Annotated in this window: 22 protein-coding genes; all 22 read left to right on the top strand. The window is 33.2% G+C overall.

Annotated elements, in window-relative coordinates; all coding sequences use genetic code 11:
• Positions 1 to 31: 31 nt before the first annotated feature.
• The 22 genes from HALSAC_RS0105785 to HALSAC_RS0105670 all read left to right on the top strand — a co-directional run bounded on the left by HALSAC_RS0105785 (position 32) and on the right by HALSAC_RS0105670 (position 24,568).
• Positions 32 to 1,702 carry a SulP family inorganic anion transporter gene (locus HALSAC_RS0105785; protein WP_027339467.1) on the top strand — a complete coding sequence of 557 codons (1,671 nt, stop codon included), beginning with the start codon at positions 32 to 34 and terminating at the stop codon, positions 1,700 to 1,702.
• A 470-nt stretch (positions 1,703 to 2,172) separates the two neighbouring features.
• The gene (locus HALSAC_RS0105780; protein ID WP_027339466.1) at positions 2,173 to 3,417 is read left to right on the top strand and encodes a YihY/virulence factor BrkB family protein; all 1,245 of its coding nucleotides are present in this window, start codon (positions 2,173 to 2,175) and stop codon (positions 3,415 to 3,417) included.
• A gap of 35 nt (positions 3,418 to 3,452) precedes the next feature.
• Entirely contained in the window at positions 3,453 to 4,211 is a 759-nt protein-coding gene (locus HALSAC_RS0105775) for a fumarylacetoacetate hydrolase family protein (protein ID WP_027339465.1), read from the top strand.
• Between the two features lie 17 nt (positions 4,212 to 4,228).
• A complete protein-coding gene (cdaA, locus tag HALSAC_RS0105770; protein WP_027339464.1) occupies positions 4,229 to 4,981 on the top strand; it encodes a diadenylate cyclase CdaA in 753 nt (250 codons plus the stop codon).
• 88 nt (positions 4,982 to 5,069) lie between these two features.
• Positions 5,070 to 6,407 carry a phosphoglucosamine mutase gene (glmM, locus tag HALSAC_RS0105765; RefSeq protein ID WP_027339463.1) on the top strand — a complete coding sequence of 446 codons (1,338 nt, stop codon included), beginning with the start codon at positions 5,070 to 5,072 and terminating at the stop codon, positions 6,405 to 6,407.
• Between the two features lie 471 nt (positions 6,408 to 6,878).
• Positions 6,879 to 7,244: a holo-ACP synthase gene (gene acpS / locus HALSAC_RS0105760; RefSeq protein ID WP_035571318.1), complete on the top strand. Its 366-nt coding sequence runs from the start codon at positions 6,879 to 6,881 to the stop codon at positions 7,242 to 7,244.
• Positions 7,245 to 7,389: 145 nt separating this feature from the next.
• A complete protein-coding gene (locus HALSAC_RS0105755; protein ID WP_027339461.1) occupies positions 7,390 to 8,937 on the top strand; it encodes an NAD(P)H-hydrate dehydratase in 1,548 nt (515 codons plus the stop codon).
• A gap of 94 nt (positions 8,938 to 9,031) precedes the next feature.
• Positions 9,032 to 9,481, top strand: a complete 450-nt coding sequence (locus HALSAC_RS0105750; RefSeq protein WP_027339460.1) for a CBS domain-containing protein — start codon at positions 9,032 to 9,034, stop codon at positions 9,479 to 9,481.
• 182 nt (positions 9,482 to 9,663) lie between these two features.
• The gene (locus HALSAC_RS0105745) at positions 9,664 to 11,904 is read left to right on the top strand and encodes an IGHMBP2 family helicase (protein WP_027339459.1); all 2,241 of its coding nucleotides are present in this window, start codon (positions 9,664 to 9,666) and stop codon (positions 11,902 to 11,904) included.
• 174 nt (positions 11,905 to 12,078) lie between these two features.
• Entirely contained in the window at positions 12,079 to 12,243 is a 165-nt protein-coding gene (locus HALSAC_RS17245) for a hypothetical protein (RefSeq protein WP_169730079.1), read from the top strand.
• A 186-nt stretch (positions 12,244 to 12,429) separates the two neighbouring features.
• Positions 12,430 to 12,705, top strand: coding sequence for a CopG family ribbon-helix-helix protein (locus HALSAC_RS0105735; protein ID WP_027339458.1), 276 nt, complete (start codon positions 12,430 to 12,432; stop codon positions 12,703 to 12,705).
• 1 nt (position 12,706) lies between these two features.
• A complete protein-coding gene (locus tag HALSAC_RS0105730; RefSeq protein WP_027339457.1) occupies positions 12,707 to 13,057 on the top strand; it encodes a type II toxin-antitoxin system PemK/MazF family toxin in 351 nt (116 codons plus the stop codon).
• A gap of 117 nt (positions 13,058 to 13,174) precedes the next feature.
• Positions 13,175 to 14,341, top strand: coding sequence for a M20 metallopeptidase family protein (locus HALSAC_RS0105725; protein WP_027339456.1), 1,167 nt, complete (start codon positions 13,175 to 13,177; stop codon positions 14,339 to 14,341).
• Positions 14,342 to 14,493: 152 nt separating this feature from the next.
• A complete protein-coding gene (locus tag HALSAC_RS0105715; protein WP_027339455.1) occupies positions 14,494 to 16,818 on the top strand; it encodes a tetratricopeptide repeat protein in 2,325 nt (774 codons plus the stop codon).
• Positions 16,819 to 16,840: 22 nt separating this feature from the next.
• On the top strand, positions 16,841 to 17,311 hold the full coding sequence (gene tsaE, locus HALSAC_RS0105710) for a tRNA (adenosine(37)-N6)-threonylcarbamoyltransferase complex ATPase subunit type 1 TsaE (protein ID WP_027339454.1): 471 nt from the start codon (positions 16,841 to 16,843) through the stop codon (positions 17,309 to 17,311).
• Positions 17,292 to 17,990 carry a tRNA (adenosine(37)-N6)-threonylcarbamoyltransferase complex dimerization subunit type 1 TsaB gene (gene tsaB / locus HALSAC_RS0105705; protein ID WP_027339453.1) on the top strand — a complete coding sequence of 233 codons (699 nt, stop codon included), beginning with the start codon at positions 17,292 to 17,294 and terminating at the stop codon, positions 17,988 to 17,990. The genes tsaE and tsaB overlap by 20 nt, the downstream gene beginning before the upstream one ends.
• Positions 17,991 to 18,005: 15 nt before the next feature.
• A complete protein-coding gene (gene rimI, locus HALSAC_RS0105700) occupies positions 18,006 to 18,452 on the top strand; it encodes a ribosomal protein S18-alanine N-acetyltransferase (RefSeq protein ID WP_027339452.1) in 447 nt (148 codons plus the stop codon).
• Positions 18,453 to 18,530: 78 nt separating this feature from the next.
• A complete protein-coding gene (gene tsaD, locus HALSAC_RS0105695) occupies positions 18,531 to 19,550 on the top strand; it encodes a tRNA (adenosine(37)-N6)-threonylcarbamoyltransferase complex transferase subunit TsaD (RefSeq protein WP_027339451.1) in 1,020 nt (339 codons plus the stop codon).
• A gap of 25 nt (positions 19,551 to 19,575) precedes the next feature.
• Positions 19,576 to 19,845: a HAMP domain-containing protein gene (locus HALSAC_RS0105690; protein ID WP_084804346.1), complete on the top strand. Its 270-nt coding sequence runs from the start codon at positions 19,576 to 19,578 to the stop codon at positions 19,843 to 19,845.
• Positions 19,846 to 20,273: 428 nt separating this feature from the next.
• Positions 20,274 to 22,178, top strand: coding sequence for a methyl-accepting chemotaxis protein (locus HALSAC_RS16380; protein WP_051412096.1), 1,905 nt, complete (start codon positions 20,274 to 20,276; stop codon positions 22,176 to 22,178).
• Positions 22,179 to 22,271: 93 nt separating this feature from the next.
• Positions 22,272 to 23,615, top strand: coding sequence for a DUF512 domain-containing protein (locus tag HALSAC_RS0105675; RefSeq protein WP_051412095.1), 1,344 nt, complete (start codon positions 22,272 to 22,274; stop codon positions 23,613 to 23,615).
• Between the two features lie 17 nt (positions 23,616 to 23,632).
• Positions 23,633 to 24,568: an L-lactate dehydrogenase gene (locus HALSAC_RS0105670; protein WP_027339448.1), complete on the top strand. Its 936-nt coding sequence runs from the start codon at positions 23,633 to 23,635 to the stop codon at positions 24,566 to 24,568.
• Positions 24,569 to 24,703 lie beyond the last annotated feature (135 nt).

The following is a 24,703-nucleotide window of genomic DNA, read 5'->3' as shown; positions in this document are numbered from 1 at the left end:
TATAAATTGCTCTTGGGAAGGAGGTCTTAAGATGGATAATTTAATAAGAATATTGAAAATCTATAAATCAAAGTACTTAAAAAATGATTTGATGGCTGGGATTTCGGTGGCTACAATTGCTTTACCACAAAATATGGCCTATGCTTTAATTGTAGGGGTTAGCCCTATTTATGGTCTTTATACTTCTATAGTTTCAATGATAGTTGCTACCTTTGTAGGGTCTTCTGATTATATGGTCGTTGGCCCGACTAATTTAATGTCTATGGCGCTGGCCAATGCATTAGCTAATGTGGGCCAAGGGGCTTATGTAGAGGTGCTTTTTCTATTAACTTTTATGGTTGGTGTTATTCAAATAGTCTTAGGGTTAGTCAGATTAAGTGATCTGGTTAAATATGTTCCAGACTCTGTTATTATAGGATTGAATACAGGTATTGCTTTGATTATTGGGATAGGGCAAATAGATGATGCTTTAGGTTTAGAGGTTGAGCAAACTGGAAATATATTTTTAGAAATTTATGAATTGATTATTAATCTGCCAGGGATAAATTATTACTCCTTAGCAATTACAATCTTATCTATTTTAATTATACTTTTTAGTAAAAAGATATCTAAAAAGATTCCTAATTACTTAATAGCAATTATAGTCTCTACTTTTTTAGTTTACGTATTTAACTTAGGGGATAAAGTAGAGGTTGTTAATGAATTTTCATTATCTTTGCCTACCTTTAATATGATAAACTTTAATTTGCAAAGAATGAGAGCCTTGTTTAGCTTTGCTCTTTCGATTGCTATTTTAGGTTTTATACAGACTTTATCAATTGTAAAGGCTTTAGAAGAGATGTCAACTCAAGAGGTAAAGTTAACTAAAGAGTTTATTGGGCAAGGGATTATTAATACCATTTGCTCATTTTTTAGTAGTTTTGCAACTTCAGGATCTTTTACCAACTCTTTTGCTAACTATCATTTTGGAGCCAAAAGTAGAATATCCGAATTTTTTACAGCCTCAATTATAATCTTATTTATACTGTTTTTAAACCCTTTTGCTCAATATATTCCCATTGCATCTTTAGCAGCTCTGGTAATAATAGTAGCAATTTCAATGATTAACTTAGATACTATAAAGCTTGTATTTAGAACAACTCGTTTTGATACAATTGTCTTTATTATAACCTTTTTAACTACTGTTTTATCTCCGCGTATCGATTATGCTGTATATTTTGGGGTAACAATCTCCTTAATCTTATTACTTCGTTCTACTGATAGAGTTGATTTTTCTTATATTACCTATAAAGGAGAGAAAGAGGATACCTTTTCTGTTAAATCTAAATCAAATATTAATGAAATAGAAGATCCTTATGTGATTATCAACTTGGCAGGGAATTTATACTTTAACTCAGCTAAAAACTTAAAGTCTGAATTTAATACAAGCTTTGTTAAAGATAAGGTCTTTATTATCAGGATGAGAAGTGTAGAGTATATTGATTTAACGGCAATAAAGGTTTTAAATAGTTTTATTGATAAAGTAAATAGATATGATGGACAAATTTACTTTTCGGGTGTAGATGATAAATTATTTAAGAAACTAGAGTCCTTTGGAATAGTCGACAAGATATCTGAGGATAATATCTTCTTTGCTACCAAAGATATCTTTTCTTCGACTAAAGATGTTATTAAAAGGGTAGATAAAGAAAGGGAAGAGTAAATTTAGAGTTTTCTTCTTGGGTATAATAAGAACAAAGTAAAATTAGAAAGGGGTAAAAAGATGGAGAATAAAGAATCTAGGTGGGTCAAAGGATCTTCTTAATCAAATCTATAATGGTGAGGCCAAAGGTGTAGAAGCTTATCAAAAGAGTATAGACGATTTAGATCCTATAAACCAAGAGGTTGTAAGAGGGCTAATGGAGGATGATAATAAGCACTTGGAGAAATTTGAGGATAGAATAGATGAAGAGAGGAGAGAAAATTAAGAAAAAGTAGTAGAATAGGAAGTCAGTAAAATAACGAAGTTTATTAAAAGAGAAAATATATTTTTTAAAACCCAAATACCAAATGGTATTTGGGTTTTATTATTAAAGATAAGGAGTATAATAATAAATAATAAATTAATTCCCCTTTAAATTAAAGGTAAATTATAGTAAAATTAATGATAGATGTGATAATAGGAGGTCTAATATGTTAGAGAAATTTTTAAATTTTGATTGGAAGTTATTCATGAAGAGGACGTATCAAAAGATTATGGAGATAGATGTATCCATTCATGCTATGAGCTTGGTTTATACAACTCTTCTCTCTATTATACCGCTGTTAATATTTTCTTTTTATACTATTACTTTATTTGATATCTTTGGTGGTACAGAGAGGATAATTGAGACATTTAAAGAGGTTATCTTAAGCCATTTGGCAACAGGGACAGGCCAAATTGTAATTGATTTTTTAGAAGGTTTTATAATTGATATAGATATAGGTCAATTAGGAGCAGTAAGTTTCTTTTCTCTGGTTCTAGTAATAATTTTTATGCTAGCTAGGATTGAGAAGACCTTCAATTTAATTTGGGGAGTAGAAGAACATCGGGATTTACTTAGAAGGTTTGTAGCTTTTTGGACCTTTATCACCTTAGGGACTTTTTTAGTAACCATCTCTATAAGCTTAACTATAACATTGGTTAGTGATTACTTAGGCTCTGATTTGGTTAATCTATCATCTACAGATACTTTCTTATTTCGTTCAGTAACAACTATATCCTATTTTCTTCTTTATATTACTGGATATTATTTAATTCCCAATACTGATGTAGATCCTTTTGCTGCGTTGGTAGGTGGTTTAACTGGTGGAACTTTATTTATAATAGCAAGAAACATTTATGTTATGTATGCTACAAATGCTTTGGCTTATCATAGAATCTATGGTTCTTTATCAGTAGCACCTTTGTTTTTGATTTGGCTTTATGTAGTCTGGATGATTACCTTAAGTGGTGCTGTAATATCATATGTCTTTCAACATAGAAAGAACTTACATCACTTTAGGAATATTCATGATATAAGTATAGGTACCCAAAGTATTATACCAATTGCTTTTCTGGTAGTTATCTGCAAGGAGTTTTCTGATAAAAAATCAAAAGGGATTGATTTTGAGGGCTTGGCTTATAGAATAAATATACCAGTAGAGATTATAGAAGAAAATTTAAATGGATTGATAGATGAGGGCTTTGTAGCTGTGAGCAAAGATGGTAATTTTATTCCTGCTACCACTTTAAGTAAGATTAGTCTTTGGGAGATAGCAGAGAGATTTATCTTTGATCAGGAGGTAGAAATCAAGGATATTTTTGCTGATAAGGAGATAGAGGATCTTTATTTTGCTTTAGTCAGAAAAACTAAAAGTGGTTTACAGGATGCTACTATAGTGGATCTGTTGAATTAAGGGATAGCTAAATACGGGAAGTGGGTGAGTAGATAATGAAGTTTATTAGATTCCAAAAAGGTGAAGATATATATTATGGGATGATTAATGGTCAGAGGATAAAGGGATTAGATGGAGATATTTATAGTAATTATGGTCTTACAAATAGAGAGTATTTCTTAGATGAAGTGGAGGTATTACCACCGTCTGATCCATCTAAGATAGTTTGTGTTGGTTTGAATTATAAGGATCATGCCAAAGAATTAGAGATGGAATTACCTGAAGATCCGATTATCTTTTTGAAGCCAAATACAACAATTATAAGTGGAGGAGAGGCAATTAAATATCCTATTGCTTCCAAGAGAGTTGATTATGAAGCAGAGTTGGCTGTGATTATAAAAGATGATGTTAAAAATTTAAGTAAAGAAGAGGTAAAAGATTATATCTTAGGATATACTTGTTTTAATGATATTACCGCAAGGGATTTACAAGCTAAAGATGGACAATGGAGTAGGGCCAAATCTTTTGACACTTTTGCTCCTGTTGGCCCGATTATTTCAACAGGTATAGACCCTGATAACTTAAAGATAGAGCTTATAAAAAATGATATAGTTAAACAGAGTTCTAATACTTCGCAGATGATCTTTAGTATAGATGAGATAGTTGCCTTTATCTCGAGTATTATGACCTTAAGAAGAGGTGATATAATAGCTACTGGCACACCACCTGGAGTTGGCGAATTAAGGGTAGGCGATAAGGTAGAGGTTAGGATTGAAAGGGTAGGTTCTTTGGTAAATACTGTGGTTGAGGATTAAGGGGAGAGGGTATAATAATGGAGTTTGAGTTTATAATGGTAATTGATATAATAGTCACTTTGTTGATCTCTTATAAAGCAATAACTTTGATTAGAGAGACTCGGGCTATACATCTATTAAATGGAGTTTTGGTTCTCTTTATCATTAGTTTTGCTACTCAAATATTGGGGCTAAGGATATTTAATTTATTGTTGGCCCAGATAAGAACTATGGTTTTAATTGCTTTGCCAGTAGTCTTTCAGCCTGAACTAAGAAGGGCTTTAGAGCAGATTGGGCGCGGAAAGATGTTAAGTTATTTAACACAAGCAAATAAATCTGAGATATATATAGATAAGTTAGTTTCTACAGTAATTAGAATGGGCAAAGAAAAGATAGGGGGGTTAGTAGTATTAAAAAGAGAGAGCGGTTTAAAGGAGATAATTGATACTGGAGTAGAGTTAGATGCTAAATTTTCTCCAGAGCTATTATTGAATATATTCAATTCTAAAGCTCCTTTGCATGATGGAGCAGTTATCATTCATAATGAAAGGATATTAGCTGCAAGCTGTATCTTGCCATTAACCAAGAATAAAAGGTTGAAACAGAGCTTAGGGACAAGACATCGAGCTGCTGTGGGTATGAGTGAAGAGAGTGATGCACTGGTTATAGTTGTATCAGAGGAGACAGGTGTAGTTTCAACTATGGAAAATGGGAAGATAAAATATAATTTAGATGAATTTAGCTTAAAAGAAAAACTTCTTGCTAAGTTTGAGGAGATAGATGTTAAATAGTTGAACTGGCAGTAAGATTAGCATATAATAAAAGAGTATATATCTAAGGATTAAGAAGGTTATACATATAATAATAGGAGGTGTGATAATGGGAGAATTATTTGGAACTGATGGTGTAAGAGGCGAGGTAAACAAGTTTTTGACAGCTAAACTTGCCTTTCAAATAGGTAAAGCAGGTGCTTATTATCTATGTAAGGGTGAGCAAAGACCTAAGATATTAATAGGAAAGGATACTAGGGTATCTGGTGATATGTTAGAAGCTGCATTGGTAGCTGGTATTACATCTTTGGGAATTGATGTTGTCAAGGTTGGTGTTCTGCCAACACCAGTGGTTGCTTACTTAACGAAGGTTAAGGGTGTCAAGGCTGGTATTATGATCTCTGCATCCCATAATCCAGTACAGGATAATGGAATAAAGTTCTTTAATGGTGATGGGTTTAAACTCTCAGATGAGCAAGAAGACTATATTGAAGATATTATCTTTAACTCTTTAGATGATTTACCTTTAGTAGATGGTGATAAGGTAGGGAAGGTAGAGTTTATTCATAATGCTATCGACGAGTATGTTGAGTATCTTAAAGATACAGTAGATAGTAGTTTTGTAGGTTTAAAGGTTGTAGTAGATTCTGCTAATGGAGCTGCTTATAAGTTGGCCCCTAAGGTATTAAAAGAGCTAGGAGCAGAGGTTATATCTATCAATGATGATCCGACAGGTTATAATATCAATGTAGATTGTGGATCTACCCATCCTGAGGTGATAAAAAAGGCAGTTTTAGATTATGGAGCGGATCTTGGTATTGCTCATGACGGCGATGCAGATCGTTTAATTGCAGTAGATGAGAAAGGTAACCTTATAGATGGCGATTATATCTTAGCAATCTGTGGTCGTCAATTAATAAGCGAAGGAAGATTAGCCAGTAATACAGTAGTTGCTACTAAATATAGTAATCTTGGCTTAAATGATTCTATGAAGGAGGTAGAAGGTAAGGTTTCAGTTACAGCTAATGGTGATCGTTATGTATTGGCTAGAATGTTAGAAAAAGGTTATAATTTTGGTGGAGAGAAGTCAGGTCATATTATCTTCTTAGATTATAATACAACTGGAGATGGTGTTTTAAGTGCTCTTCAATTAATTGATGTGGTACAGAAGCGTGATCTAGCTTTATCTGAACTGGGGAAAGAATTAAAGGAGTATCCACAGATTTTAAAAAATATAGAAGTTGAAAGTAAGGATTGGGAAGATAATGAGAAGATTAAATCAGCTATTAATGAAGTTGAAGATCTTTTAGCTGATGAAGGAAGAATTTTTGTCCGCGCTTCAGGGACTGAGCCTGTAATTAGAGTAATGGTTGAGGGTAAGGATAAAGAAGAAGTGGATAATTTAGCTGATAAAGCTGCTCAAGTTATTGAGAAGGAACTTGGATAAAATTAATTTACAATTTAAATTGTAAATTAATTTTATTAAGGGCAGCTTTAACCTTTTAGCTAAGGGCCAACAGCCAGTAGCTAGAGTCTAAATATAGCGCCAGGGCTCTTAGGGAGTTGACGAGGAGGGGGAGTATCGATTTATCGGCGGATGCCTCCAGGCTTTAGTTCTAAGCCTTAACTAAATTATTAAAGCCGGAAAGTGATTTCTAGGACAAAGTAATTTAGAAGAATTTTGTCATTTTTGTTTAAAATGATAATTCATAGCAGTTAAGGAAAGATTAAAAATAGAATTAATATATAGTTGTTCTTTATACTGATAGATAAAAGTACTTTGGAGACTTCTCTCCAAAGTACTTTTTAATTTATGGAGATTTATATATTATTAGTATGAATAAGTAGGAATAAAAAGGAGAAAATAATAATTTGTAGAATAATAATATTATATAGAAAAGAAGGAGAAAGTGTTATTATGAAAGGTATTGGAATAGATATTATTGAGATTGAAAGAATAAGAGAAGGAATGGAGAGGCACAGTAGATTCAAGAAGAGGTTCTTTACAGAAGAGGAGATAGACTATTGTGAAAAACATAAAGTGCCTTGGTCCTATTATGCAGGTCGTTTTGCTGCTAAGGAGGCAGTAGTTAAGGCTTTAGGGACTGGCTTTAGAGGTTTTAAATGGCAGGATATTGAGATAGTAAAGGATGAATTAGGCAAGCCTGAGGTTAAACTAAAAAACAGGGCCAAAGATTTAGCACTAGAGATGGGAATTGATAAGATAATGATATCTATATCTCATAGCAGAGATTATGCAGCAGCCCAGGCTGTAGCTTTGTAAAGCAATTGAAAGTTGAGAATTGATAGTGGATAGTTAAAAGATAAAGGGCAGTTAAGAATTGTTAATTAACAACTATAATTTGAATTAGAACTTCAACTATCAATTATCAACTATCCACTGTTAACTAGTAAAGGGGGTGATAGAGATGAAGTTGGTAACGGGCCAACAGATGGGCGAGATAGATTCTTATACTATAGAGGAAATTGGTATAGGAGGAACTGTCTTGATGGAAAGAGCTGGTATCGAGGTAGCTAAAGAGGTTATAGACTATTTAGATGATAAAGAGTCTTCAGAAGTAGTTGTCTTAGCTGGTAAAGGTAATAATGGTGGGGATGGATTTGTAGTAAGTCGAATTTTAAAAGAGAGGGGTTTTAAAGTTAAGACTTTTCTTATAGGAAGTAAAGATGATGTTTCTGGAGATGCTAAGGTTAACCTTGATATATTAACTAATTTAGGAATCCTGGTCAAAGATATTGAATCTAAAGAGGATCTATTTATCTTAAAAAAAGAGGTAGTTAAAGCTGATCTGATAGTCGATGGGCTCTTAGGAACAGGCATAGAAGGTACTTTGCGGGGACTTTACCCTAGGGTGATAGAATTAGTTAATGAGAGTAGAGCTGTGGTAGTCTCTATCGATATCCCTTCAGGAGTGGAAGCAGCAACAGGAAAAGTTATAAGTTGTGCCGTTAAAGCCCATAAAACTATCACTTTTGCCTTAGCTAAGATAGGCTTAATTCTTTATCCAGGTGCCGATTATGTAGGTGAGCTAAAAGTAGTAGATATAGGGATACCAAAAGAGGCAATTAATAATAAGAATTTAAAGGTTAACTTAATTGATAAAGCTATGGTCAGTAAGTATTTAACTCCAAGAAGGGCCAACACCCATAAAGGAGATTATGGAAGGTTGTTAATGGTTGGAGGATCTAGTGGAATGACTGGAGCAGCATCTTTGATGGCTCAGGCTGCTTTAAAGATGGGTGGTGGGTTGATTACCTTAGGTGTTCCAAGGGGAATAAATGCTATTTTAGAAGTAAAGTTAACGGAGGTTATGACCTATCCCTTAGCAGAAGGTGCTGATGGTTTCTTGACTAGTGAATCTCTAAAAGAGATAGAAGATTTGATCTTAGATAGGGATCTTTTGGCCTTTGGCCCGGGCATAGGCAAGGGAGAAGAGATAGGATATATAGTTGAAGGTTTAGTTAAAAAGGTTAACAAACCCTTAGTAATAGATGCCGATGGATTGAATGCAATCCTATCTTTAGATTTATTAAAGAAAAGAAAGCAGGATACAGTACTTACACCTCACCCTGGAGAGTTAGCTAGATTGCTGGGGGTTTCGATTCAAGAGGTTGAAGAGGATCGAATAAATGTAGCTAAGAAATTTGCTCAAGAATATGGAGTAATACTTCTTTTAAAGGGAGCTAGAAGTATAATTGCTTCCCCAAAAGGAGATATTTATATAAATCCGACTGGTAATGCTGGGATGGCAACTGGAGGAAGTGGAGATCTTTTAACTGGGATGATATCCTCACTTATAGGGCAAGGACTATCTAGTCTAGAGGCTAGCATTGTAGCTGCTTACCTTCATGGTTTAGCAGGAGATTTAGGATCTAAGGAGTTGACAGAGTATTCCTTGACTCCAAGTGATCTACTAAGTTATCTACCAAAAGCGATAAAGTCAATTGACAATTGATAGTCGACAATTGATAGTTAAGATCTTGAAAGAAGTTAATAAAAGAAGTGTACACTGTATATTATTTACTACTAAAGAAGGGGAGTGATCAATTATGATGGTAAGAGAGATTATGACCAAAGATGTGATTACAGTAACTCCTGATATGACTGTTAAAGAGGTGGCTAAGGTATTAGCTGATAATAAAATCAGTGGTGTACCTGTTCTTGAAGGTGATAAGTTGGTTGGGATAGTAAGTGAGGGTGATCTAATTGTAAGGGATAAGAAATTACGTTTTCCCAATTATGTTTACTTCTTAGATAGTATCTTTTATCTAGAAAGCTACGAAAAGTTCGAGAAGGATTTTAAAAAGATGATAGGCGTTAAAGTTGGAGATATAATGACAGAAGATGTCTTGAGTGTTGGCCCTAAGGCCAGTGTAGAGGATGTTGCAACAGTCCTAACTGAAGAGGGAGTAAACCGGGTACCTGTTGTAGAAGATGATAAGGTAATAGGGATTGTTAGTAGAGGGGATATAGTTAAATACATGAGTGAAAAGTTGTAAAGTTATTAGTTCATCTGAGTGTTTTGACTTAAATAATCCTTTTTGTTATAATTTTCAATACAAAATCACACCCTATTTAGGGTGTGATTTTTATATTCAAGCTGATTACTCTTCACTCATTACCCATTACTAGTGGCACGATCGTGCTACTAGCTGAAAGCTATAAATAAGGAGTTGTTAATATGATTAAATTAATTGTAGAGGGTCTTTCTAAAAGGGTTGGCCCAGGGGATATAGTAGGAGCTTTTACTAATGAAGCAAAGATTGATGGCAGAATGATTGGAAAGATAGATCTTAAAGGAAGTTTTGCTATTGTAGAGGTAGAAGAAGAGGTTGCAGATGAAGTACTTAATGTTATGGACGGCAATCAGATAAGTGGAATTACTGTTGAGATTAGAAAGAAGGATGAAGAGAAAAAAGATAGAGGGGAAGTAGAAAAGTATATAGACAAGTATATAGCTTTGGTTCAGTTAGAGAGAGAAGAAGAAATCAAGCGACATGAATTAGAAATCAAGAGGTTAAGTGGTTATCAAAGGGAAAAGAAGGGAAGAGCCCTCTTGCATTTGCGTGGAAGAGATCAAGGGGAGGCCTTTGGAGCTAAAGTTATATTTAAATTTATTAGACAACGTAGAGGGGAGGCATTACCAGATCATAGTATAGATATAGGAGATCTTGTTTTACTAAGTAAAGGAGATCCATTAAGAAAGTCTAATCCTACGGGAACTGTAGTAGAGAAGACAAAACGATCTATTACAGTAGCCTTTGATAAAAAAACACCTAATTTTTTATCAGGCAAGGGGTTAAGGCTTGATCTTTATATAAATGACATAACCTTCCAAAGAATGCTAGAGGCACTTTCTATCCTTAAGCGGGGTAAAGGAAGGTTAAAGGAGTTAAGAAGTAAGTTGTTAGGGTTTGATAAAGCTAGTTTTAACTCCCTTCCTTCAGTAGATTTTAGTAATAAGGATTTGAATAAATCTCAAAAAGAAGCAGTAAGGTCTTCTTTAGCTGCTAAGGATTTCTTCTTAATTCATGGCCCTCCAGGAACAGGAAAGACTATGACATCTATTGAGGTTTTAGAGCAATTAGTAAAAAGGGGCGAGAAGGTATTGGCAACAGCTGACTCTAACACTGCTGTTGATAATCTCTTAGAAAGGTTGATAAAAAGGGGAATAAAGGTAATTAGAATCGGACATCCTATTCGAGTAAGTGAAATGCTAAGGGGTAAAACATTAGATTATATGGTTGAAAAAGAGCCAAAGTATAAAGAAGCAATTAAACTTAGAGAGAAAGCTTATAAGTTGGTTGAAGAACAAAAGTCTTTTGTTCATCCTAGTGGACGTTGGCGAAGGGGTCTAAGTAATGAACAGATAAAGAAGTTGGCTAAAGCAGGAAAAAGTAGTAGAGGCATATCTCCTAAAAAAATCAAGGAGATGGGCCAATGGCTTTTCTTGCAAGATGAGATTGATTCCTTATTTAAAGATATTGATAGATTAGAAGAGGAAGCAGTTAATTCACTAATTGACAGGGCAGATGTAGTTTGTACTACAAATTCAACTGCAGGTTCTGAAGTTTTAGCTAAAAAACAATTTGATACTTTATTGGTAGATGAAGCGACTCAAGCAACTGAACCTTCTGTATTAATACCACTAGTTAAAGCTAATAAGTTTATCTTAGCAGGAGACCATAAGCAACTGCCGCCAACAATATTAAATAGAGAAGCTCAGGAGAAGGGTTTATCTTTATCCCTCTTTGAAAGATTATTAAAGGTTCATGGGGTAAAGATTAAGGCTATACTAAATACCCAATATAGAATGAATAAGGATATTATGGACTTTGTAAGTGAGGAGTTTTATAAGGGCCAACTCTTAGTCAACAAAGAAATAGAAGATATAAGTTTAAACGATTTTGATTTAAGCCTTTCATCAGGCAGATCTCCGGCAGAAGAAGCAATAAAAATAGAAGAGAGTGTAATATATTTTGATACAGTGGGAATGAGATCCTTAGAAGAATCAAAAGATGGTTCTAAGTCTTATAGTAATAGAATAGAAGCCCAATTGACTCTAGAGGTAGCTGTTCATTCTTTGAGCTCAGGTATTGATCAAAAAAGTTTAGGTATAATAACACCTTATAAGGATCAGGTAGATAGGATTAAGAAATTACTTAAATATGATAAGGTTGAAGTAAATACTGTAGATGCCTTCCAAGGTAGAGAGAAAGAAATTATTATCTTATCATTAGTTAGAAGTAACAAAGAAGGTAATATAGGGTTTTTAAGAGATATAAGAAGATTGAATGTATCTTTAAGTAGGGCTAAAAGAAAGCTAGTTATAATTGGAGATTCATCAACAGTTTCTACTCATCCGATTTATGAGAGGTTAATCGACTATGTTAAAGATAGAGGTTATTATTATCAGTTATAAGTGAAATTTTTCTAATCAGCTAAGGTATAATACGTTCATTAATTGTTGGTGTAAATTACCAGGAATTATTCTTAAATAAAAGACTAACTCTATTGACATAGTTACTTCAAATGATATATAATTAATTTAGCTGTTCTTTAGCCAGTTATAACTTGATATGGGGTGATAAAAACTATGGGTCAAGGTCAATTGATCGAAAAACAAAGTAGTAACCAAGTCGAGAATAAGAAGGAATTAAGAAGAAGGTTAAAGGAAGGCTATTCACAGATGGCAGCGTTAAATTTAAAATTGGCCCAAGAAGGATTGCCGGCTGATAAAGAAGCTTATCAGTATTTTTAGAATACACAGAGGCGTACATACGTCTCTTTTTATTCTATTTAGGATGTATATTCTAAAGTAGATTGTAAAGACTAATGCATAGATTATTTTTTATAAGTTATAATTTGCTATTTAATAATAATACACACAATAAATTATATAACATATATTAATGTAAGTTATAGCTACAACTTGGGGGTGTTTTTCTTGGCTAATCTAAAGAAAGTTATGATTAGTTTGCCAAATAATCTTTTGCAAGAAATTGATGGCTTTATTAAAGATGATAATCAAGACAGAAGTAAGTTCATTAGTGAGGCTATGGAGGTTTATGTTAGGGAGTTAAGAACAAGCAAATTTAGGGATCAGATGAGAGAAGGATATTTAGATATGGCTAGACTTAATTTATGTTTAGCTGCAGAGAGTTTTATTATGGATAATAAGACCTTTTTTAATTATGAGGCCCAGTTAGCGGAGTGTGATTAAATTGACGATTAAACGAGGTGATGTATACTATGCGGATCTGAATCCTGTAGTAGGTTCGGAGCAAGGCGGTATAAGACCGGTACTTGTAATCCAAAATGATATTGGAAATAAGTACAGTCCTACCGTTATTATAGCTGCTATTACTTCTAAAATAGATAAAGCTAAGCTTCCTACCCACGTAGAGATTAAAGCAGAGGGCTCTAATCTAGATAGAGATTCAGTGATACTTTTAGAGCAGATTAGAACTATAGATAAAAAAAGATTAAAGCGTCATATAACTCATCTCGGTGATAAGGTAGTACAAGAAGTTAATAAGGCATTAGAGATCAGTATAGGACTGGTTGAATTATAATTTTTTTAAATACTTTTGGTTGGAGAGGAGTTTCTCTAACTTAAAAGTATTTTTTTGTTATCATTAACTTTTTTAATTAATATATAATAAGTAAATAGAGATTAAGGAAGTGATAATTTGAAAAAAATATTTGATTATCTAGATTGTTTAGAAGAAGAGCTTATATCTTTAAGAAGGGATATTCATCAATATCCTGAGTTAGGTTTTACAGAATATAAGACTTCAAAAAAGATATTTAACTATTTAAAGGGTTTAGGTTTAGAGGTTGATATGGTTTGTGATACAGGTGTAATTGGGCTTTTAGATTGTGGAGAAGGGCCAACAATTGCTCTCAGGGCAGACATAGATGCCTTACCTATTGTAGAGGAGACAGATTTTGAATATAAATCGAAAATAGAAGGGGTTATGCATGCCTGTGGACATGATGGTCATACAGCAATATTATTGATAACTGCAAAGTTATTAGTAAAGTTTAAAAATTTGTTAAAAGGAAAGGTTAAATTTATCTTTCAACCTGCTGAAGAAGGTCCAGGTGGAGCTAAGCCTTTAATTGATGCTGGCGTTTTAGAACAACCAAGAGTAGATAAAATATTTGGCTTACATATTGAGGAAGGTATAGAGACAGGAGTAATTGGTGTTCAACCAAAGGAAGCATCGGCAGCAGCAGATGAGTTAGATATCCTTATCAAAGGAAAGGGTGGTCATGCTTCAGCTTCTCATCAAGGGGTTGATGCCATAGTAGTAGCAGGCCAAGTAATAACTTCATTGCAAACGATAGTCAGTAGACAGATTAACCCTCATAGTAGAGTAGTAATTAGTTTAGGGAAGATTAAAGGGGGGTATAAGAGAAATGTAATTGCTGATAAGGTTGAGATATCTGGAACAGTTAGGACCACTAATCCAGAGGTCAGAAGAACTCTTCCTAAAAGGATTGAAGAGTTGGTCAGGGGAGTAACTTTATCTCAAAGGGCTGATTATAGCCTAGACTATAATTTTGGTTATCCAGTTCTTTTAAATAGTACCACTTTATTAAAAGAGGTTGAGGATGATATAGTTAGTAATCCATTAATTAATAGGTTAAAGTACTTATCTTTGCCATCGATGGGAGCAGAGGATTTTGCTTATTATCTAAAGAAAGTTCCGGGGGTTTTTTTTAGGTTAGGAGCAGGTGAGTCTTCAAGAGATTATTATCCTGGACATCATCCTAAATTTACCTTTGATGAAAGAGCTTTAAAGATTGGTGTAGGTCTCTTTGTCTCATTGGTTTTAGGGCAATTAGATTAAAATTGATTATCTTTAATATAATAGAGGATTAGAGACCTTTCTATAGAATATACTCAGTATAGTATAAGGGGTAAGTTAGTAATTGACAATTAGAAAAATTAAACTTAAAATTGAGTCTAAAAATTTATTAGCTAAGATAGGAGGCGGAGAGATTGAAGTTTAGATATCATATATTGACTTTATTTTTATTAACATTATTGTTATTACCAACTCGTGTTGAGGCAGAGGATATTTCAGCAGAGATTATATTAAATCAGGTTGTGAGTGAACTTAATAGGGTTGAGGATTTTAGAGGTGATATAAGGGCTAGAGTTTATTTAGAGGATGAGACAATAGATTATCGTACCCAAGTTATGAATAGTAGAAGACAATCAATGAGTAGAAATGTTGGCGAGAGTAAAGATTTAATAGGAAAGGAAGCTAGATTATTAAATTCAATACCATGGATATACTTGCCACCTGATTATGGATTTTTAAAGAGTACATTACCATTAGAGGGGCAGTTAGATTATAGTCAACCATTGTATAATTTATATAACTTATATGATATAGAGCTATTAGGTGAAGTTTTATTTGAGGGTAGAGAGGTCTACTTAATACAGTTATCTAATTTGTTCTCTACTCAAAGAGTATATGTAGATAAGGAATGGATGTCTATCTCTAAGATTGATATATTTAATGGAGCTAATTTGAAAATAGCTAGCATTGGTTATAAAGATTATGATGAAGATAGTAATATATGGTTGCCTGGGCGTATTGTTTTAAGGGATGGTCGTGATAATAAGATTATGGAGGTCTTTTATCAGAATTGGGAGATTAATATTGGCTTAACAGATTTTGATTTTGCTAGAGGCTTTGAAGCAGCTTATCAAGATCAGATTGATGATCTAAAGAACAAGATAGAAGAAGATCCACAAAATCATAGACTTTATTGGTTGATAAGTGACCTTTATATACAAGAAGGTGCTCTAGAGAAGGCTGTAGATGTTTTAAGAGAAGCTATAAGTTTAAATAATAGATCTCAATATCAAGAGAGATTGGCAGAAGTTTATAGAATGCAAGGTCTTTATGAAGAAGCTTTAAGAGAGGTTAATATGGCTATACAAAGAGATCACAATAGGGCCAGTTTATATTATTTACAAGGTGAGATTAATTTGCAGTTAAGAAGAACAGGTGAGGCCCGTCGTTCTTATGAAAGAGCAGTGGAGAGAGACCCGCGGAACACTAAATATTTAGAGAAGTTATTCTTTGTTTATAGTAACCTAGGTAGTGATGGTCAAGATGATTATATGTTAGATAGAGCTAGAAGAACAATGAATAGGTTAATTGAATTGGATCCTAAAAATAGTAATTACTTTATTTATCTTGGAGATACCTACTTTGAACAAGGTGAGAATTTAAAGGCTCTTCAAGCTTATAATAAAGGCGTTAATTTAGATCCTACAGATACTTGGGGACATATTAAGTTGGCCCGTTTCTATGAAGGTATAGGTAGAAGGGATAAGGCTGAAGAGGTGTATCGTTATGTATTTTATTTAGATAACTCTTTAGAGAATCATAAGAGATTAGCTGAATTTTATTTCAAGCAAAATAAATATACTTTGGCCTTAGATGAGTATAAGGCTATAAATAGAAGAAGTAGTGGAGATATAGATGTAAAGATGAGATTAGGGGAGATTTATTTAATCTTAGATAAATTAGATGAAGGTTTGGAATTGTTTGATCAGATATTAGAGGGTAGCTATGATGGTGATTTATATCTAAGAATTGGAGAAATTATTAGAAGGCATAACCTTAGAAGTTCTATCGATATATATCATAGAGCGTTAAGAAAAGAAGGGCTTCTAGACAATAATCAAAAAGAGAGGGTTTATAGTCGTTTAGGTAATATTTATTTTGAAGAGAGAAGTCAAAAAAAGATCAATAAATTAGGGGAGCTTTTAAGAATAGATTCTCAAAGTAATATTTATCGTGTATTAGGAGAATATAATTTAAAAGATGGCTATTTGGATAAAGCAATCTCTTACTTTGTTTTAGCTTTAGATAGAAAGATAACTCCTATTAATCTTCATAATTTATCCTTAGCTTATTTGTTAATTGATGAGTTTGAATTAGCTCAAGATAAGGCTCAATTACTAATTGAATTAGGTGCTAAGGATGAAGGTGAAAAATTAATTAAATTAATTGATGAAATTGAAGGAATAAAGGCAGATTATGAAGAAATTTATGTACCAGGAAGGGTAAGAAGAATTAAGGGTGATAAGTATCGTAAGATGGGAGATTTAAATAGATCATTAATTAAATATCAGGATTCAATCTATGAAAATTATGATTATAACCTTCCTTATTTCTACTTAGGAATAATAAGTGCAGTTAAAGGGAACAATCTACAGTTAGAGTTAGCTAAAGGTGGATTAGAAGATGAAGAGGTTAACACATTAGAAAGATGGGTAAATAGTTTAAAATTGAACAATTAAAATTGTTGGGGGTGGGAAAGTAATGTTAAAGATTAAGACAAGCAACCCAGAGGAGACCTTTGAGTTTGGCAAAAAGTTAGGAAATAAATTAAACCCAGGAGATATTGTATGTTTACAAGGTGATTTAGGGGCTGGTAAGACCAGTTTAGCTAAAGGTATATGTGCAGGTTTGGGAGTTACGGTTGATATTACTAGTCCAACATATACTATTGTAAATGAATATCGTGGGAGAATGAGAGTTAATCATATGGATTTATATCGTATCAGTAAAGAGCAGCAGCTAACTGATATAGGATTTGAGGATTATATATATGGTGATGGAGTAAGTATTATTGAATGGCCAGATAAGTCTGGAACTTTAATGCCTGATAATTATTTAGATATTAATATGAAGGGCCAAGGTAATGATAGAGAGATTAGAATCATACCTCAGGCAAATAAATTTATTGGATTAATTACGGAGCTGAAAAAAGATGCTGATCCTATCAATTGATAGTTCTACCAGTTCAGGAAGTGTATCTTTGGTTTCTAAAGAGGGTATTGTAGGAGAGATGCTATTAAATCTAAAGCGAACACATTCCCAAAGGTTAATGCCTCAGTTAATAACTTTAATTGAGAGTTGTGGTTATAAAGTTAAAGATTTAGATGGAATAGGGGCTACTTTAGGGCCAGGATCATTTACTGGAATTAGAATTGGGCTGACTACTGCAAAGACTTTAGCACAAAGCTTAGAGATCCCTATTGTTGGAGTATCTAATTTGGAAGCTATTGCTTACTCTCTAAGGTATAGTTCTGCTTATTTATGTCCAATGATAGATGCTAGGCGGGAGAGGGTTTTTACTGCTTTGTATAAAGGTGGAGAAAACCTTGAACTCCAAAGAGAGGAAGCTATAATGGAGCTAGATGATCTTTTGGAGGTTTTAAAGGAGATAAAGTCTAAGATTTACTTTATTGGTGAAGGAGCTAACCTATATCAAGAGAAGATATCTTCAAAGATCAATGAAGCTAACTTTGTTAGCTCTACCTTTAATAACCCTCGGCCTGCTATAGTAGGTGAGTTGGCCCGTGCTAAGCTTTTAGCCGGAGAAGATGATGATTATCTAAGTTTAACACCTAATTATTTAAAGGCTTCTCAAGCTGAAATTCAGTGGAGGAAGAAGCAGAGTAATTGAGAGGTGGTAATTTGATTGGATTCTTTAGAGATTAGAGGGCTAAGAAAGGCTGATCTTGAAGATGTTCTTAAGATTGAGAGAGATTCCTTTTCTAACCCATGGAGTAAAAGATCCTTTAAAAGAGAGCTAAATAATGAATATGCCTATTACCTTGTTGTTCAGTTAGAAGATAAGGTAGTCGGTTATATGGGAGGGTGGTTAGTTTTAGATGAGTGCCATATAACTAATTTAGCAATTGATAAAGGATATAGAAAAAATGGTATAGCCACTAAACTTTTAAGAGTTTTCTGCTTAGATATGAAGGGTTTTGGAATTAAAAGAGCAACCTTAGAGGTCAGAGTTTCTAATGAGAAAGCTCAAGCTTTATATTTAAAGGAGAATTTTAGAGAGTTTGGTATCAGAAAAAACTATTATAGTGATAATAAAGAGGATGCAGTTATTATGTGGAAAGAATTATTTTGAAAGTGTAAAGAAAAGAGTACAGTTGAAAATTATTTGCTGATAGCTGACGGCTGATAGCTAAACTAGGAGTTGAAGGGTATGTCGAAATCGTTTTTAACTTTGGGAATTGAAAGTTCTTGTGATGAAACATCGGTAGCAGTAGTTAAGGATGGAAAAGAGGTTTTATCTAATGTAATTGCTTCACAGGTTGATTGGCATAGAAAGTTTGGGGGAGTAGTGCCAGAGATTGCTTCAAGAAAGCATGTTGAACTTATAAATCCAGTTATTGATGAAGCCTTAAAGGAGGCTAGGGTGAGTTATGATGATCTGTCTTTGGTTGCTGTAACCTTTGGCCCAGGTCTTGTAGGTGGATTACTGGTAGGTATATCTGCTGCTAAGGCAATCTCTTATGCTCATTCTATTCCATTAATTGGTGTAAATCATATTGAAGGTCATATCTATGCTAATTTCATCTCTAGTCCTGATATAAAACCACCTCTAGTTTGTTTGACTGTATCTGGAGGTCATACTGATCTTCTTTACTTTGAAAGTTTAGGGCAGTATCAGATATTGGGTAGAACTCTTGATGATGCAGCAGGTGAGGCCTTTGATAAGGTGGCTAGGGTAATGGATATAGGTTATCCTGGTGGACCAGCTATTGATAAGTTGGCAAAAGAGGGGGATCCCAAGGCAATAGATTTGCCAAGGTCTTTTATCAATGAAGATAATTATGATTTTAGTTTTAGTGGTTTAAAGACTGCTGTACTAAATTATATTAACAACCAGAAGCAGAAGGGTCAAGAAATAGATAAAGCTGATTTAGCAGCTAGTTTCCAACAGGCTGTAGTCGATGTTTTAAAGGCAAAGGTTATTAAAGCAGTCCAGAATAAGGGTGTTAAACAAGTTCTCTTATCTGGAGGAGTAGCTTCTAATTCTCAATTAAGAAGAGAGTTAAAGGAAGCTTTGGAAGAATTGAATATAAAACTATATTATCCAGAGCCTAAGCTTTGTACTGATAATGCAGCAATGATTGCTAGTGCAGGTTACTTTAGGTGGCAGGAGAATAAGGAAGTGAACCCTTATTCATTAAATGCCTACCCTGCTTTAAGATTGAGATAATCCTCTTTAAAGAGGATTATTTTTTATTTTTGCTAAAGAAGTTGCCAATGGAAATTTAAGAGTAGGTCGCTTAGAAGTTATGACAGAAGATGAAATAGGAGAATTATCTCAATCGCTTAATCATATGCAAGAGAGCTTAAAAAATATTCTAGGCAATCTAACAGGCAATATAGAAAATATATCGGCTTATAGTGAGAAGGTATCTGCATCAGCAGAAGAAGGTAATGCTACTATAGAAATGACAAATGATTTAATTGAGAATATTATAAGCAGTTATTCAAGAGATTTTAGCTAATGCACAAGAAGTGGCTAGTTTATCATAAGAATTTAATCTACAAACTAATAAGGGGAGTCAAAATATTGAATCTACAGTAAAAAGTATGGAAGAAATAAATCAAGTAGTTAATGAAACTGTAAATGTAATTAATAATTTAGACAATACTTCAAAAGAGATTGGGGAAATAATCGAGTTAATCACTAATGTTGCAGAATAGACTGCTAAGACTACTAATAGTTTAGCGTTACATAATATTAACCCCAAACCCAATATATACATTTAGTATTATTTAAGTGGAATTAAAAGTGATTTTTTTCAATTAAATACAGATGATAAAGGTAAAATATTTTCTTGCAGGAATTTGTCTAAAAAGGTAGAATCACATTAATATGAAGTAATTTACTTTATATTAATGCTGATAGAAGTTTAAAAAAGGGGGGAATAAAATGAATTCTATAGGTAGAAAGATTGTATTTGCAATGTTAGTATTGGCAATTATAATATTTGCAATACAAATCTATTTAAATACTTCGACATATGAAGAAAATTTATTAGAAGAAACTAAATTACATTTAACAGCTAGAACTAATGAAGAAGTAAGCAAAGTTAATTCTGAGTTTTTAATAATTGATGAAGCAGCAAGAGGTTTAAGTCAAATTATATCAGAAAGTAGGGATACCGAGTTTAATTTAAGGTATATAGAAAATTTAATAAGTGGGTTAGAATTAGTGATGGGTTCTGGATTTTGGATGGAACCGTATGAATATGATCAAGAGAAAGAATATTATGGGCCGTATATATATTTAGATGGGGGAAAGTTAGAAACTACTTGGGATTATAGCAATAGTGATTACGATTATTTTACTTATCAATGGTATAAAAATGGTTTTAAAGGGGATGGTTCTAAGTGGAGTGAGCCTTACTATGATGAAGTTTCTGAAATAACTATGATGACTTATACTACTCCTATATATAAGGATAGAGCTGTTATAGGAGTTACAACTATTGATATTAATTTAAATGATATGACAACATATATAGAAGATATTAGTATAGGTGAACAAGGTGAAGCTTATTTGATAAGTGACACTGGAAACTTTGTAGTAAACTCCGATACAACTGCAAATAATTTTAATATTAAAGAAGAGAGTAGTAAATTTAAAGATGTAGCTAGCGACATCTTAGGTAATACTAATAATCAATTAATGATTATTGATATAAGTGGAGAAGATTATCTTTTAACGTATTCAGAAATAGGAGATACAGGCTTAATATTAATTTTAACTTTACCACTATCTGAAATTGGTATTGGTGAAAGGCTATTTGAATCAGTAATAGTATCAATTATTAGTTTGATTATTTTTATTTTATTACTTTATTATATACTAAGAAAAATAATTATTATTCCGTTAAATAATATTAGTAAGTATACTATGGTTATAGCCAAAGGTGATTTTACTAAAGCGCTTTCTACACGTTATTTAAATAGAGAAGATGAGATTGGATTTTTAGCTAATGACTTTAATAAAATGACAAATAATTTAAAGAGTATGATTGAAAAAATAATATCCATTGCTGAGCAATTAGCTGGTTCTAGTGAAGAGTTATCAGCATCAGCACAGGAAGGTGATTCAAGTATACAATTTACTAATGAATTGATTCAGAATATATCTGCAGGAATTGAAGAAATTTCAGCTAGTACAGAAGAGGTAGCAAGTTTTTCTGAAAGATCAGATTTGCAGACAAATAAGGGTAGTGAAAATATTAATGCAACGGTAACTAGTATTGAAGAGATTAATACAGCAATTATTAAGACGGTAGAGGTAATCGAAAACTTAGATAATTATTCTGAAGAGATAGGAACAATTGTTGAATTAATCACTAGTATAGCAGAGCAAACTAATTTATTAGCTTTAAATGCAGCAATAGAAGCAGCTAGAGCAGGGGAGCATGGAAAAGGGTTTGCTGTTGTTGCAGATGAAATAAGAAATTTAGCACTTGAAACTGCTAAAGCAACAGATGAAATTTCTAATTTAATTAATAAAACTCAAAAGCAATCAAAAGTTGGGATTACAATGGTTAAAGAGCTAGAAAGTAAAGCTAAAGTAGGTCGAGAAATTGCAGGAAATGCTGGTGAAATATTTGAAGAAATAAAGAGGTCGGTAAGAGAGACATCTATGCAGATAGAGCAAACTTCTAAAGCTGCAAATATCTTGGCCCAAGATACTGATGAAGTAAATAATGCAACTGAGGATATAGAAAATATGTCATCAGAAATAGCTTATTCAGCACAAGATTTATCGAAAATGGCTCAAAATTTACAAGACTTAACACAAGAGTTTAAGATATAATTTTAAATTTAAAGAATAGAAAAGTATATATTTTATTGAAGTGAGTTTTTTATTTTGATCATATTAACAAACATTAGAAAGAAGGTAATGAGAGTGAACTACTCAGAGGGGGCATTAGCTTTATTATCGGCTCAAGATAGAAATATTCTACCCATTACATCAATTTGTAATGTGAGATGTTTATTCTGTAGTCATAGAGGAAATCCTAAGGGTATTGAAACCTATTCTCTAGGTCATCGCCCTTTAGAAGAGATAAAGGATTTAATAGAGTTTTTAGATGAGGATAAAAAGGTGGTAATTGGTGAGTCAATTACTCGCATCTGTGAGGGGGAGCCATTTACCCACCCTCAAGTTTGGGAGGTCTTGGAACTTTTAAGAACAAAGCTTCCAAAGACTAAGATTCAGCTAACAACAAATGGTAAAGCCTTTACCAGAGAGAATTTAGAGAAGCTAAAAGAGTTAGAGCCAATTGAGATCAACCTCTCTTTAAATAGTGCCACCTTAAAGGGCCGTAAGGCTTTAATGAAAGATATTAAAGGTAGTGTGGCACTAGAGGCAATTAAGATTTTATATAAATTAGAGATAGACTATCATGGTAGTATTGTTGCTATGCCCCATATTACAGGGTGGGATGATTTAGAGGGGACTATTGATTACTTGGCAGATAATAATGCTCAAACCATTAGAGTCTTCTTGCCTGGATATACTAAATTTAGTCCCCAAGAGATTAAGTTTGATCTTAAGTTATGGGGGCAACTAGAGGATTTTATTCAAAAGATGAGAAATAAATATCAGACACCTATAACTTTAGAACCAAGTAGGATTGAAGATTTAAGGGCCAACGTTATCGGTATAATCAAAGATAGTCCCTCTTATAACTCTAAACTGTTGATAGATGATATAATCTTAGAGGTTCAAAGAGAGAGTGTTCAGTCTAGAGTAGATGCCTTCCATAAGGTTTTAAAGGCTAAAGATCCTGTTATTAAGGTTTCTCGTAAAGGAGAAATTAAAGAGTTAATAATAAAGAAGGAGGCTAAGGAGAGTTCTGGTCTGGTCTTTGATTATGATATAGATACTTACTTAATAGATGATATTGATAGAATAATCAGAAGTTGTCGAGCTAAAAGGGTTTTGATATTAACTTCTCAACTAGCCGAAAAGAGGATAGAGCTTGTTTTAAAGGAAGTAAGAGAAGAGGTAGAATTTTTAGATATATTAGTAGCAAAGAATTATTTCTTTGGAGGGACAATACTATCAGCAGGTTTATTAGTTTTAGATGATTTTAGGAAAACTTTAAAGGATTATAGGGGTGATTTAGAGAATATTGATCTTATAATTCTACCAGCAGTTTCTTTTGATAATTGGGGTAATGACCTTAAAGGTGATAATTACTACAAGTTGGTCAAAGAATTTGGGGTAGAGGTAGAGGTAATATAATTAAGGGGGATGATAAGATGAAGGTGGTAGTTATTGGTGCAGGGATGGTTGGAAGTGCAGTCGTTGGCGAACTTTTAGGGCAGGGAGGAATTTCTGAGATAGCTTTATTAGATATAAATAAGGAGAAAGCTGAGGGCGAAGTCTTAGACTATTCTCATACAACATCTTATAATTATAATCCAAGTGCCAGCCTTAAAATAGGAGAATATAATAGTTGTAAAGGTGCTGATCTAATCGTTATGACTGCTGGTCCTAGTATTAAAGAGGGGGAAACCAGAAGGGACTTGGCCAGAAAGAATGCTAATATTACTAGAAGTGTAATGAAAGAGATAGTTAAATATACTAAAGATGCTATTATAATCCCAGTCTCTAATCCAGTAGATGTAGTAACCTATATTGCTGCTAAGGAGTTTGGATATGATAGAAAGAAGATAGTTGGAACGGGTACTTTGGTTGATAGTGCTCGACTTATGAGATTTATCGGAAATAAATATAATTTAGATCCTAAGAATATATTTGCTTATATCTTAGGTGAACATGGAGCTACCTCCTTTGCTCCTTGGAGTATAGCTAATATTTGTGGTTATAGTTTGGAGGAATTCGCTAAGTTGAGAGGTTTTAATATCCACCTAGATAAAGCTGGAGTAGAAGAGAGGGTAAGGAAGATAGGTTTTGAAATATGGAGCAAGAAAGGATATACAAACCATGGGATAGCCGCAGGTGTAGGTAGGATGGTAAAAGCAATATTACTTAATGAAAGGTCTATATTGCCAGTCTCAACCCTTTTAGAAGGAGAGTATGGTTTAGAGGATGTTGCCTTAAGTGTTCCTTGTGTAGTTGGTAGAGAAGGGGTAGAAGATATAATAGAATTACCTCTTTTAGAGGAGGAGATGGATAAAATAAAATACTCAGCTCGTTCATTAAAAGGAATTATTTCGGATATAAAAGAATAGACTGTTATGCTATTTTGTTTCTGGAGTTTGTTCTTTTATTCTTATTATAAGGATAATATAGTTGAGGATATTGAAGATCTTTATATTTGTGAAAAAGAAGGGGTTATAATAAAGAAGGGGTAAGAGATAAGCGAT

Source organism: Halonatronum saccharophilum DSM 13868, assembly GCF_000517025.1.
GTDB classification, from domain to species: Bacteria; Bacillota; Halanaerobiia; order Halobacteroidales; family Halobacteroidaceae; genus Halonatronum; species Halonatronum saccharophilum.
The sequence above is the reverse complement of the archived record's forward strand: the minus strand, read 5'-3'. Positions and strand labels throughout refer to the sequence as shown.